The sequence below is a fragment of the Mycoplasmoides pirum ATCC 25960 genome, assembly GCF_000685905.1.
GTDB classification, from domain to species: Bacteria; Bacillota_I; Bacilli_A; order Mycoplasmatales; family Mycoplasmoidaceae; genus Mycoplasmoides; species Mycoplasmoides pirum.
The window spans coordinates 76721-91382 of record NZ_JMKZ01000002.1; the positions used below are offsets into that span (position 1 = coordinate 76721).

10 protein-coding genes are annotated in these 14662 nt (G+C 26.7%); 2 read left to right on the top strand and 8 right to left on the bottom strand.

What is annotated here, in order from left to right; all coding sequences use genetic code 4:
* Nucleotides 1-2: 2 nt before the first annotated feature.
* From T397_RS0102945 to T397_RS0102975, 7 genes are all read right to left on the bottom strand, one after another.
* Nucleotides 3-455, bottom strand: a complete 453-nt coding sequence (locus T397_RS0102945; RefSeq protein WP_036448916.1) for an iron-sulfur cluster assembly scaffold protein — start codon at nt 453-455, stop codon at nt 3-5.
* Nucleotides 439-1665 carry an aminotransferase class V-fold PLP-dependent enzyme gene (locus T397_RS0102950; protein WP_027124147.1) on the bottom strand — a complete coding sequence of 409 codons (1227 nt, stop codon included), beginning with the start codon at nt 1663-1665 and terminating at the stop codon, nt 439-441. Before T397_RS0102950 ends, T397_RS0102945 begins: the two co-directional genes overlap by 17 nt.
* A 3-nt stretch (nt 1666-1668) precedes the next feature.
* Nucleotides 1669-2286 carry a SufD family Fe-S cluster assembly protein gene (locus T397_RS04055; RefSeq protein ID WP_052663110.1) on the bottom strand — a complete coding sequence of 206 codons (618 nt, stop codon included), beginning with the start codon at nt 2284-2286 and terminating at the stop codon, nt 1669-1671.
* On the bottom strand, nt 2279-3103 hold the full coding sequence (gene sufC / locus T397_RS0102960; RefSeq protein WP_036448919.1) for a Fe-S cluster assembly ATPase SufC: 825 nt from the start codon (nt 3101-3103) through the stop codon (nt 2279-2281). Before sufC ends, T397_RS04055 begins: the two co-directional genes overlap by 8 nt.
* 1 nt (nt 3104) lies before the next feature.
* Complete coding sequence (gene rpoC, locus T397_RS0102965) at nt 3105-6968, bottom strand: DNA-directed RNA polymerase subunit beta' (RefSeq protein WP_052663111.1); 3864 nt, start codon at nt 6966-6968, stop codon at nt 3105-3107.
* Nucleotides 6969-6990: 22 nt separating this feature from the next.
* Nucleotides 6991-11199: a DNA-directed RNA polymerase subunit beta gene (gene rpoB / locus T397_RS0102970; RefSeq protein ID WP_036448988.1), complete on the bottom strand. Its 4209-nt coding sequence runs from the start codon at nt 11197-11199 to the stop codon at nt 6991-6993.
* 195 nt (nt 11200-11394) lie between these two features.
* Nucleotides 11395-11952, bottom strand: a complete 558-nt coding sequence (locus tag T397_RS0102975) for a YbhB/YbcL family Raf kinase inhibitor-like protein (protein WP_027124151.1) — start codon at nt 11950-11952, stop codon at nt 11395-11397.
* Nucleotides 11953-12080: 128 nt separating this feature from the next.
* Here T397_RS0102975 and T397_RS0102980 point away from each other — a divergent pair, with 128 nt between their 5' ends.
* Nucleotides 12081-12875, top strand: a complete 795-nt coding sequence (locus tag T397_RS0102980) for an alpha/beta fold hydrolase (protein ID WP_027124152.1) — start codon at nt 12081-12083, stop codon at nt 12873-12875.
* Complete coding sequence (locus tag T397_RS0102985; RefSeq protein WP_027124153.1) at nt 12865-13848, top strand: undecaprenyl phosphate translocase family protein; 984 nt, start codon at nt 12865-12867, stop codon at nt 13846-13848. Before T397_RS0102980 ends, T397_RS0102985 begins: the two co-directional genes overlap by 11 nt.
* Here the strand turns inward: T397_RS0102985 and T397_RS0102990 are convergent.
* Nucleotides 13822-14661: an alpha/beta fold hydrolase gene (locus tag T397_RS0102990; RefSeq protein WP_027124154.1), complete on the bottom strand. Its 840-nt coding sequence runs from the start codon at nt 14659-14661 to the stop codon at nt 13822-13824. The two genes, T397_RS0102985 and T397_RS0102990, sit on opposite strands and share 27 nt — an antisense overlap.
* Nucleotide 14662 lies beyond the last annotated feature (1 nt).

A 14662-nucleotide genomic window follows, 5' to 3' on the forward strand; every position in this document is an offset into this window, starting at 1 on the left:
TATTAAAGTCCTTTTAGATAAATATTGATGCGTTCTGCAACATTAGATGCGCAAATAATACGATTTGATTGTTTATAAATTTGATTAAATAAAAATAATAATTCAGGAAAATCATTTTTAGGTTGTTTACCATTACATACTAATTCTAGATAATTAACTAACAAATTAGATGCTTCTTTTATCGTTTTATTTATTAAACATTCTAATAAAATATCAGTACTAGTTAAAGAAATAACACAACCTTCACCTATAAATTTTGCATCTTGGATAATTTCATCTTTAATATATAAATAAATATCAAAATTATCACTACAAGATCTTGAAACAGCCTGTAACATTGCATATTTAGACTTTAATTTATTAAATTCAGATTCATTAATCAAATATTGTGGATTTGAATACCGATCAACTAAAAAAGTTCGACGATAATTGTCGTCATTATACCAAGCCGACAAGACTTTCACCTATATTAAATTCTTTTAATGTTTTAATTAAAACATCAATTTCTTCTACACTATTGTAAATTGATAAAGTTATTCTTACATATCCACTAGAATTCTTATTTCGATGTTTAATCATATTTACACAAGAAACTCCTGAACGTACAATAATATTTTTCGTACCTAAATAATATGCAATATCTTGGGGATTAACATTTTTAATATTAAATGAAATAACACTTGTATTAGAATTTTCATTAATTATTTCTAAATTTGGTATTTCTTTAAGTTTTGAAATTAAATATTTGGTCAATTTTAATTCATATTCAGAGATGTTAGATAACCCAAGATTATTAATAAAATCAATAGCTGCTTTTGTTCCTAATATTCCAGCAATATTTTGAGTTCCACCTTCATATTTTTCAACTGTGTTTAAGAACTTGATATCTAAATTTTCGGGATCATAATCCAAATACATACCCCCGCCATACTTTAAAGGATTTAAATTAGATTGTAAAGTTTTTTTAATGTATGCTATTCCAACCCCAGTTGGTCCAAACATTTTATGAACAGAGAATGCCAAACAATCAATTAAACTATTATTTAAATCTATTTGGTGATGTTGAACTTCTTGAGTTGCATCAACTATTATTAAAACATTAGGATTAATTTTTTTAATTTTTTTTATTAATTCAAGAGGATCAACTATGGAACCAAAAACATTAGAAATACTTGAAAAACTTACAATTTTAGTATTCTCATTTATTTTATTTAGTAAATTGTCAGTTCAGTAAAGAAAATCTTTTTCAACTATATGAATTAATTTAGCATTAGTATCTTTTGCAATTGCAATTCATGGCAAAATATTTGATGCATGTTCTAAATCTGGAACAACAATCTCATCCGTTGGTTTAAGTAAATGTTTTAAACCAAACGCAAAAAGATTTAAGGATTCTGTTGCTCCTGAAGTAAAAATTATTTCATCTGGGTTTGCATTTAAAAAATTAGCTATCGTTTTTCTAGCTAACATAATTTCTTGATTTAATAAATTAGCAAATGAACTATCTGTATTATGCGAATTAGTTGAATATTTTTCATAATATGATTGCATTGCATCCAATACAGAATTTGGCTTTAAAGATGTTGCGCCACTATCAAAATATATTAGATTAGGATTATTTTTAAATCATCGAAATTGATCACGAATTTTTTTAAAATTTAACAATTTTTATTTACCACTAAATAATTTTTTAATTTTTATATTATACAAGTTTCAAATTTTTTTATCTTTAATAATGCTTAAAGTTGTATTAAAAAAACCCATCAATATTAATTGAATTGCAACCTTTTCACTAATGCCTCGAGACATTAAATAAAAAATTTGATTAGGATTTATTTTTCCTATTGCCATAGCATGTTTTGCTTTTACATTATTGTCATCAATTATTAATTGTGGTTCCCCATGAATTAAAGAACTATTTGATAATAAAACTCCTTTAATTTCTTGAGATGTTTTGCTATTAGTAGTTTTTGGTTTAATATCACTTACAATTTTAACCTTAATTTTGGACAAATGTGAAGCTATTAGATAACTATTAAATGTGCTTTTAGCATTATCTTCAAGATGTTCAAAATTTATCAAAAAATTTTTAGTAATATTTTTTTTAGCAAACGATGAAAGTAAAACTTTTACAGACGAATTTTCTTTAAGTTTAATTAAAATTTTATTATCAGTATTTTTGTTATAAATATCTAATAAATGTAAAGTTAAATTTTCATTTTCTTTAACAAGATAATCAAAATTGTTTTTAACGTCACTAAAATCTAAAAAAATTTCTTTAGTCATTGTAATTGTTTTTCAAAGTATCTTCTAAAATAAAATCTTTTTTATCAGAATTAAGTTCATGTTTTAAATTGATGTTTAATTCTTTTTTAACTCAATCATAACCTTCACGATCAATTTTATTAACTAATTCATAGCCACCTTGTTTAACAATTGTTCCATTAATTACTAAAAAAACTTTATTTGGTTTTAAATATTTAAACAATCGTTCATAATGGGAAACAATCAATAGAGTTTTAGATGGATCATTTTTAACTCAAGTTTTTAATTGTTTTGTAATAATTTTCAAAGCATCGATATCTAATCCTGAATCGATTTCATCTAATAAAGCACATTCTGGATTAATTACTGATAATTGCAAAATTTCATTTTTTTTCTTTTCGCCACCAGAAAAACCTTCATTTACAGCGCGTTTCAACAATTCTGTTGGCATTTTTAAATTCGATAAATTTTTTTGAATATTATGAAATATATCAGCTAAACCAATTGATTTTTTTGCATGTGCATTTAATGCTGCTTTTAAAAAATCAACATTAGATACACCAGGAATTTCTTCAGGATTTTGAGTTGCTAGAAATAATCCCAAACGAGCAATTTCATCAGTTTTTAGTTTATTTAAAACTTGTTTTTTAAAACTAATAGTGCCTCTAGTAATCTTAATTGAATAATGACCCATAATTGATTTAAGTAATGTAGATTTACCGTGGCCATTAGGACCCATAATAGCAACAATATCTCCACGATTAACTGTTGCATTAACTTTTGATAAAATTTTTTTTGGACCAATACTTACACTAAGATTTTTAATGTTTAATAGCATATTAGTATTCAGACTCGTGAGCTTCTTTTCCTAAATTAATAATATCTTCAGAAGTCATAAATCCAGTTCCAGCTGGAATTAAATTACCTAAGATTACGTTTTCTTTCAGGCCAACTAAATAATCAATTTGGCTACGTACAGCTGCGTCTGTCAAAATTTTCTTTGTATCTTGGAAAGACGCTGCTGATAAGAAGGAACCAGTTTTGCTTGGTGCATCCTCTAATCCAAACACTTGACTAACAGCAATTGCTGGTTGTTTGCCGCTGATAATTAATTTACTATTAACCTCACGTAATTGATTAATATCTACAAGTTGACCAATAAAATAATTTGAATTTCCTGGATCAGTAATTTGCATTTTGTTTGTTAATTGACGAATAATTGTTTCAACATATTTATCTGAAATTTCAATACCTTGAATACGATAAACTTTTTGAACTTCGCGAATCATATATTGACGTACAGCATCGATACCAGCAATTCTCAATAAAGTTTTAATATCAATAGAACCTTCAGTAATTTTATCTCCAGGATTAACATGGTCACCTGTTTTTACACGAATAACTACGTCTATTCCAACTGAATAAGTTCGTGAATCATATTTATTTTCAATAGTGATATCTTTACCATTTGCTGTTGTTATTATAGATTTAACAACACCAACATTTTCAGCAATAATTGCTCTTTCTCAATCTTTAGGAGTTACAACATCAAAAATTTGTTTTAATCTTTCAAAACCTTGCGCCAAGTTTGTTTCAGTTGAAACACCACCAGTATGGAAAGTACGCATTGTCAATTGAGTACCTGGTTCACCAATTGATTGTGCAGCAATTACACCAATTGCTGTGCCTAAACCAACTATTTCATTTGTTGTTAAATCATTACCAAAACATTTTTGACATAAACCGCGTAAAGTTTCGCAATATAAAGGAGAGCGTACTAAAGCTTTTTCAACTTTGGCTTCTAAAACTTCATTAGCCAAATCTGGTGTAATCATTGTGTCTGCAGGAACAATAACTTTTTTAGTTTTAGGATGTAAAATTGGATCAATAGAAAAACGATGAACAATTCGATCAGCTATTGATTCATACAAACCTTTTGTTTGTGTTTCAATAATAGGTTCAACAACTATTCCATGAGTAGTTTTACAATCAGTATCATTAATAATTACTTCTTGTGTTGCATCAACTAATTTTCTAGTCATGTAACCTGACTTAGAAGTTTTCATAGCCGTATCAGTAATCCCTTTACGAGCACCATAAGATGAATTAAAGTATTCATTAATTGTTAAACCTTCAATAAATGAATGTTTAATTGGAACTTCAATTGTATCGCGAGTAATTTTACTTTGTTGTTTTTGATCATAGTTATATGATTTACTCATCAATCCCCGCATCCCGAATAATTGAGTAAAGTTAGAAATATTACCCCGAGCACCAGAATCAGCCATAACAACAATTGAATTATCTCTAAATCGATCTTCTTCAATTAAAGTTTTAATATCACTTGACACTCGATCTTTTACTTTAGTTCATAAACTAACAACACGAACATAGCGTTCATCATCAGTTAATAAACCTTTTTGATATTGACGTTTTAATTCAGCGATTTTTGCATCAACTTCTGTGAAATACTCTCATTTTTTATCATATGATGGAATATCAAATACAGATACAGTTGTTGAAGAAAGTGTTGAATATTTAAAACCTAAACTTTTAATTTTATCTAAAGTTGGTGCAACTACTACTAATGAATAATCTTTGTATAAAATGTCAATAATTTTTGATAATGCTTTTTTATCGAAAGCTTTATTAATTTTGCGACTAGCAATAGCTTTTTTAGGATCTTGTCCAGGAGGAACAACTAAAATTGAATTTGTAGATTTAAAATCACTTGGATTATCAAGATATATCATGTCTTCAGGTAAAATTGCATTTAAAATAACCTTACCAACAGTTGTAATTAAAGTTCCTTCGGCAGGAAAATTTTTCTTTGGGAAAGCTTTTGTTGAAATTCCAATAATACTATGAGCATGAACTAAATTATTATCATAAGCATTTAACATTTCGCGAACTGAACAGAAAATTGAACCTTCATTTTTTTGATTATGATTTTCTGTTGTTAAATAGTAAATTCCTAAAACCATATCTTGAGTTGGTGTTACAACAGGTTTACCATCTTTTGGTCCCAAAATATGTCATGATGCCAACATAATTGAGCGAGCTTCTGCAACTGCTTCTTTACTAATTGGTACATGAACAGCCATTTGGTCACCATCAAAGTCAGCATTAAATGCAGTTGTTACTAATGGATGTAATTGAATAGCTTTACCTTCAATAATTTTAGGCTCAAAAGCTTGAATACCCAAACGGTGTAATGTTGGTGCACGATTTAATAATACTGGACGTTCTTTGATTACACGATTAACTATATCTCAAATGTGATCACTTTGATCTTTGATCATTTGTTCAGCTACTTTAATATTAGTAGCAATAGGTTTAATTTCAATACCATTTTCATCATAACGCTTAATTAATTCACGAATAATAAACGGTTTAAATAATTTCAAAATCATTGTAGCTGGAATTCCAACTTCATACATCTTTAATTCAGGACCTACAATAATTACTGAACGACCAGAGTAATCAACACGTTTTCCTAATAAATTTTGACGGAACAAACCTTGTTTTCCTTTTAAACGGTCAGTCAATGATTTTAATGGACGTTTGTCTTTAGCTGAAATAGGTTTTTTACGTGAAGAATTATCAAACAAGGCATCTACTACTTCTTGCAACATACGTTTTTCGTTATTCAAGATAATGGATGGTGCTTTTAATGCAATTACTTTTTTTAAACGTTCATTACGTATGATAATACGACGATAAAAATTGTTAATATCACTAGTTGTAAATCTAGCTCCATCTAATTGAATAATTGGACGCGTATCAGGTGGAGTAACTGGAATAACTTTCATCACCATATTTTTTGGATGGTTTCCAGATTCTTTAAATCATTTAATCGTTTCTAAACGACGCAAAATTTTCTTAACGCGTTGCGGATTAAGATTATTTTGTTTTTTAAGTTCGTTGTTATTTTTATTGTATTCAGATGTTAAGTCAATTTTTTCTAATAATTCTAAAATTGCTTCAGCTCCAATACCTAAACGAATTCCTGTGTGTTTTTGAATAAAGGAACTAACTTCATCAATTGAAAATGGTAAATTTGAATCATATAAACGTTCATAATACATTTTGGCACGTTTATAATCAATAGAATCTTTTTTAACCATGCCAAAAATTTCACGTAATACTTTTCTTAATTTACCACGAGCTGTTTTAGAACCTTTTCCAGATAAATCAACTACTTCTTTAAATTTAAAAATTTTGTTATTACCAGCATCTAAAACAATATAGTTAATGAAATAAACAACTTGTTCTACTTCTTTATATGATATATCTAAAACTAAAGAAATTTTTGATGGTGAAGGTAATTCTTTAACCATTCAAATATGAGCGACAGGGCTAGCTAATTCAATGTGCCCCATTCGTTCACGACGAACAATTGATTCTGTTATTTCAACATTACATTTTTCACAAACTTTACCACGATGTTTGATTTTTTTGTATTTACCACAAGCACATTCATAATCTTTAACTGGACCAAAAATTGCTTCATCAAATAAACCTTTAGGTTCAGGTTTTAATGATTTGTAATTAATTGTTTCAGGTTTAGTTACTTCACCATGTGATCATTCACGAATTACTTCAGGAGAAGCAATACAAATTTGCAAACCTTTAATTCTTTTAGTGCGAGGTTGTTGTTTGTTATTATTATTTTTAGAATTTTTTTGTGAAATTTGATTCATAATATTTTTAACCTAAACCTAATTAATATTTATCATCTTGATCATCAAGTGAGAAACTATCTGTCATTGATCTAACAAATACTTCGTCTTCTTCGTCTTCTGCTGAATCATTAACAACTGTATATGAATTAATATCATCAACTGAATTATCATCGTAAATAATATTTACAGCTAAACCTAAACCTTGTAATTCTTTTGTTAACAATTTAAATGATTCTGGAATTCCGGGTGCTGGAATTTCTTTTCCTTTAATAATTGCATTATAAGTTTGATTACGTCCACGAACATCATCTGATTTAATAGTTAACAATTCACGTAAATTATGCGCAGCACCATATGCTTGTAAAGCTCAAACTTCCATTTCCCCAAAACGTTGGCCACCATTTTGTGATTTACCACCCAATGGTTGTTGGGTAATTTTAGAATATGGTCCAACTGCTCGAGAGTGAATTTTATCATCAACCATGTGATCTAGTTTAAGCATATACATTACACCAACAGTAATAGGTTTTTCAAATGCTTCACCAGTTCTTCCGTCAATTAATTTAAATTTACCAAAGTTCTTATTTGTATCAATATTTGCTTCTTTCATAATGTCTTTAAGATCGCCCATATTAACACCTTCGAAAACAGGAGTAGCAATCTTATAAGCTAAATCATCATAACTTAGTCCTGATTGACGTAAAGTAATATCAATATCAATAGTTTTAACTTTATTCTTAGCATCAATAGCGTTACTAATTTTACGTTCTTTTAAATGTGATTTAAAATTTTGAATTAATGTTTTTGCACTTCTTAAATTTAAACCAAATAATTCAGAAATATATTCATCACCTTTTGGTTCAAAAGTAGCTTGAATTAATTCTTTTTTAGCAAGTTCGCGCGCTGCTAAACCTAAGTGTATTTCAAAAATTTGTCCAATGTTCATCCGACTTGGAACACCTAATGGGTTTAACATAATATCAACTGGAGTGCCATCTTCTAAATGCGGCATATCTTCTACTGGAACAATTTTGGATACAATCCCTTTGTTTCCGTGGCGACCAGCAATCTTATCTCCAATTTGTATTTTTCTTTTTTGAACAATATAAACTTTTACTAATTCAATTACATCATCATCAAGTTCATCATTTTTAGCAATACTAAATCTTCTAACAGCAGCAACAATTCCATCACCACCATTTGGAACTTTTAATGAAGATTCGCGAATATTTTTTGTTTTTTCACCAAAAATAGCTTGTAGTAATTTTTCTTCAACGCTTAAATCTACTTGACCTTTTGGCGAAATTTTACCTACTAAAATATCACCTTCTTTAACTTCAGCACCAACCATAATTATTCCATCTTCATCAAGGTATCGTTTTGCATTTTCACTAATGTTTGGAATATCTCGAGTAATTTCTTCATCACCATTACGTGTTCTAACACATTGAACAGAATATTCATTAATTGTTATTGATGTATATACATCTTCTCTAAATAATCTATCAGAAATAATAATAGCATCTTCGTAATTGTATCCACGTCATGTTGTAAAAGCAACTAAAACATTTTGACCTAATGCTAATTCTCCATTCTTCATAGATGGACCATCAGCAACTACTTGACCAGCATTAATTTTTTGATTTACTTCAACAATAGGAGTGTGATTGTAGCATGTGTTTTGGTTAGATTTTTCAAATTTAACTAATGAATAATTATCTAACTTACCATCATCATTTTTAATAACAATTTTATCACTATTGACACTTACAACTTTACCTGAATTTTCAGCAATTATTGCCATTCCTGAGTCATGAGCAATTTTGTATTCAACACCTGTACCAACTGTTGGTGCATATGGTTTTAATAAAGGAGTTGCTTGACGTTGCATGTTTGCACCCATTAATGCACGTGCAGAGTCATCATTTTCTAAAAATGGTATTAGACCAGCAGCAATAGATACAACTTGTCTTGGCGCAACATCTATATAATCAACTAATTTTGGATTATATAACTCTTGTGAAGAACGGTAACGTGCAATTACTTGATCATCACCAATTGAACCATCAGCGCTTACTTTCATTGATGCTGATGAACCAGCAATAATATATTCATCCTCACGTAAAGCTGTTAAATATTCAACTTCATCAGTAATTTTTCCATTTTTAACTTTTCTATAAGGTGACATTAAAAATCCATTATTATCAATAGTTGCATAAAATGCCAATGACATAATTAAACCAATGTTCATACCTTCAGGAGTTTCAATTGGACAAATTCTTCCATAGTGTGAATAGTGAACATCACGAATATCCAAGTTAGGGTCTTCTCTTGAAATACCCCCAGGTCCCATTGCTGAAATTCTACGTTTATTTGTTAATTCAGACAAAGGATTTTGTTGATCTAGAAATTGAGTTAATTGATGAGTATTAAAGAAATCACGAATAACTAATTGGAATGGTTTAGAATTAACAACAGATTTAATTGTTAAACGAGTTTTTTGCTTATCAGTTTCAACAAATTCTCCTGTTTCTTCATTAACTTCAACATTTTTGTTAGTACCATCAGCAATTGCTAATTTTTCTCTAATATAGCGTTCCATTCTAGCCATACCAGTTTGAATTCTGCTATATAAAAGTTCATTAATTAATTTAAGACGTTTATTACCTAAATGATCAATATCATCATAGTTACCAACATTGTAAGGTAAATTAATAATGTAAGAAATAATTGATAACAAATCAGTTATTTTTAAAGTTTCAATACTATCATCAGAACCATCTATACCAATAATTGGAGTTACTTTATCACGCAATTCATTATTTGTGTAAATAGAAACAATTTCATAATGATGTTTTTCTTGCATTTGACCTTTATTAACATCAGAATTAACAATTGATAAATCTTGAATAATATCTAATTTCTTATCACGAGACATTTTTTTAATAATGTCTATTTCGGGTTTTAATATTAAAGTACCTTTTGGTAAAACAATTTTTTTGTTTTTATCTAATAAATCTTCAGCTAACGTTCTTTGATATAGGCGTTCTGAAATTCTTAATTTTCTAACAAATTTATATCGACCAGGTAAACTTAAATCATAATATCTTTTTTGGAAAAAATGTTGTCACATCAATAATTGATATGTTGGTTTTAATGAATCATCATGACTAATATCTAAACTTTTAGCAGATATTGATAATTCATGAATAACGTTTTTAGCAGCTTTTTCACAAATAATTTTTTCAATTATTTGATCAATTTCATTTTTTAATTCATTGTATTTTGAAAGAAATTCACTAGGAATTTTATTAACATTAATTTTATTTTCATTAATAAAAGTTTCAAAGTTTTTATTTTTTTGATAGTATTCTGAAACCAAATCTTTCAAATAAAGATCAATAGGTAAGCCGCGTGAAGATTTTCCATCTTCTTTTTCTGAAGATAAATCTTTAAGCATTGAAACAATTTCATTATCACGTAAAATGTACTTATGATTATAGTTTTCAGATTCTAATGTTCTAACAATGTACTCATTGTTTTTAAAAACACGAAGAATTTCACTTTCAGATAAACCAAATGCTTTAAGAATAGTTGTAATTGAAAATACTTTTGCAGATTCACCTGTAACATCACGAATTACTGCTTGAACAAAATCTTTATTCTTAGCAATATATACCAACATGAAAGTACCTTTTGCTGGTAAAATTTCACAAACATAACCTTCTTGATTACGTTTACGACTATTAGATAACTTAACTTGAGATTTACTTAAAATATATGCTCCAGGAGAACGGGCAATTTGTGAAATAACAAACTTATCAATACCATTAACTAAAAAAGTACCTTTTTGCGTCATTAAAGGTATTTTAGAAAAGAATATTCCATTTTCAGAAACATCTTTAGATTTTGAAGATTTCTTAACTTTTTTATTAGCTTTTTTTACATTTCCTGTTTCGTGATCAACTAATGATAAATCAGCATATAAACTTGCTTCATAAGTTTTTGATTCTATACGTGCTTGTTTTTCTGATAATTCTGGATCAGAAAAAACAATACCATTAAACTCAACAGAAAATTTTCCATTCGGAGAAACAATAGGGAAAAATGATGAAATAATTTTTTGCAATTCAACTTCTAGAAATTTTTTATATGCGTTAACTTGCAATGATGGTAAGTTTGGTGGAACAAAGTTACTTTGAACTTTTGTATAGTCACGTCTAATAACCTTTGGCGAATACTCTCGCATTTTGAAACTAGATTTTGCCACTTTGGGACTCCTGATAGGGTATAAGAATAAAACAAAAAATAAACCTATCATCTTGCTAAAAAAATGATTTGGTTTTACTCTTAAAATTTTTTTATATATATAAAAATGCTAAAATATTATATAGCAAATATGAAATAAAATAACATTTATTTTATTTTTTTTATTTTTTTTGTTTTATTTTTTTGGTTTAACATGTTTATATTTTATATCCAATCTAGCTTCAGAAATGATGTGATTTTGCATCAAAAAATGCAAATCACCTATAAAATATGGTTGAACTAAATTTAATTTTTCAATATCTAATGCGTAGACTCTAAAAGTATATAAATGATCAGAATTCGGCGGACAAGGTCCAACATAATTACTATTTTTCAAATTTACTATTTTCTTTTCTTCGTCTGATAAACTCAAATTTTTGTAGTGACCATCAGTGCAACTATTAACACCCTGAAGAATTGTTTTATCTTTTAATGAAGCATTAAATTCTAATTTAGTTTTATTAATATTAGCAACTACCCAATGAACAAAAACTAAACCACAAGCAGATGAAGAATCATAATCTATAAATTCCAAAGCATAGGATTTGGCACCATCAACTGGTGATCAAGATATTTCCGGTGATAAATGAGACAAACCATCTATTAATAAATCATTCGATGCATTTCCACCATACTTATCACTTAAAAAGTTATCTTTGTCAACATCTGGAATATTTATAAAGAATTTATTCATTTTATAATCTATATTAATTTTATTTTTAAATTATATTAAGTTAATATGATTTTAAAATGTTTTAACAATAATTTAGAAATTAATTTAGTTTAATTGGTAAAAATTAAAATGCTAAGGTGCAAATATAAATGCTAACAAACATTGAAAAATTTGAAAAAAAAACTTTTAATTCAAAAGGAACATTTTTTTATTTACATAGTTTTATGGGTAATTTTCAAATGAAAAATTCATTTTTTAATTATTACAAGGATTATGATATTTATGCCATTAATTTACCCGGTCACGGAAATAGTAAATTAAACAATATTGAAGAAATAAAAGTTTCTTATTGTATTAATTTAGTTAAAAAATATATTGAAGATTTAAACTTAAAAAATTTAATATTATTTGGACATTCATTAGGTGGCGGTATTATTGCTGCACTAAATCAATTAATTCCTGAGCGAATTAAATTAAATATTTTTGAAGCACCAGCAAATAGTGTAATGTTAGAAAATTTAGAAGTTATTAAAAAACTAATACCAAATAATATTAATGATACTAAATTTATTATTGAACAAATGTATTTTGATCCTATAAAAACTTTTGGTTCTAGATTAAATTATGTAATTGAATCTGAATATAAAAGATGCATTGAAAAATTTAAAATTTTTGCTAACAACTTTAAAAAAGAAACTGTTATATATAACACCACATTATTCGATAATGGATTTAAAAATATTAAAAAACCTAGTTTGGTTATTTTGGGAGAAAAGGATGGAATTCTACCAACAAATTTAATGCTAAAACATTTAAGTAATATGAACAATAATCATTTAAAATTATTTATAGTTGCAAAATCTGGTCACGCCATATATAGTGAACAAAAATTTGAATTTTTAAAATTAATAGATGGGTTTTTAAATAAAAACAATGAAAGATAAAAATATTAAATCAAATTGTTTTGAATTAATAAAAAGATCTACATACGGTTTTTGTATGGGATTAAGTGATATTATTCCAGGATATAGCGGGGGAACAACATTAACATTATTGGGAATATACGATAAATTAATTTTAAATTCTAAAGGTGTTTTAAAGCCCGAAAATAATTCTAAACGATTAACACATTTTTTATGATTAATGCCTTTTGTTGTTTTTTGATTGATAACTTTTATAGGTTTAAGTTTTGCTTTAAAATATATTAAGATAGCAGGTTATCAAGATTTTATAACTATTTTGTTTAGTTCATTTGCTTTATTTTGTATTCCAATCTATATTATAGTTAACAAACCCAAAATTACAAAAAAAGAAAATTGAAAATCACTAATATCATTTCTTATTGGAATAATAATTATTATTTCAATATCTTTGATAATATTTTTATTAAATCTTAATAATCCTGTATCATTTGAACCTGGTACTCAAATAATTGATATTTTTAAAAATAATATTGATCAAATATTTTTATTTTTTTTTGCTGCTTTATTTGCGGGTTTTTGCATGATAATACCAGGTATTAGTGGTAGCATGATTACATATTTATTTAATGAATATTGAACAATAAATTATTTGTTAACTGATTCAATTGAAAATTTATTTCAAAATTTAAATATCTTGTTTTTAATTTTATTTGTGTTAGTTGCATTTATTGGCATAATACTTTCAGTTGTTTTTTCATCATGAATGATTAAAAAATATTACAAACAATTTTATTCATTTGCATTCGGCATGGTTTGTTCGTCATTTGTAGCTATTTTACTAGTAACACCAAAACAAACTTGAAACAATTCAACAAATGTTATTCATATTATTTTAATTTCTATAGCAATATTACTAGGTATATTGATAAACATTTTGTTTATATATTTATACAAAAGAAAACATAATTTAAGATTTAGAACTCTTTTTATTTAATTTGTTATTTTTTAAAAAATTAATAATTTGAAAATAATATAGTTCAGGTTCATCTAAATGTGGTGAATGACCAGAATTTTCAAAAATGCAAACTTTCAAATTTTTAGCATTTTCAGCAATATAATCAATAGATTTTTTGGGCGGAATAATTAAATCGTTTTTACCAAACATTAATAAAGTCGGTTTATTTTCAATTTTTTGATAAGCTATATCAATATTTTTTGTAGTGTTTAATGAAAGAATATCTTTAAACAAATTTTTATATTCTTTTTTTCTGGATTTAATATTTTTTATTCATTTAAACAAACTTATATTTTTATTATTTTCATCTAATTTTGGACCGACAATAGTTTGTTTAATACGATTAGAATTTATGACGAAAGCTTTTCTATTTAATGGATCTTCTAATATTAAATGACTTATTAAATTTGGAATTAATGAATTAACCATAACAGCAATTGCCCCACCCATTGAATGACCAATTAAAGCAATATTTTCCAATTTATTTTGAAATATAAATTCTGATACTAAACTTGCATATTTTGAAACTTTCATTTCAGTTTCATCATGTGACAAGTTGTCTCCATGTCCAGGAAGATTAAATGAATAATATTTGTAACCACTAAAACGAAATTTTTTAAATATACGTGCATGTGATTCATAATTACTTGAAAAACCATGAATAAAAATAACAATAGGTTTTGATTTTCATCCTCATTGATAATATGGTTTTATATTAGATAAATTAATCAGTAAATCATTTTCATCATTAGCAGAAATATTTGTTTGAGATTTACTAGATTTTAATTCCATT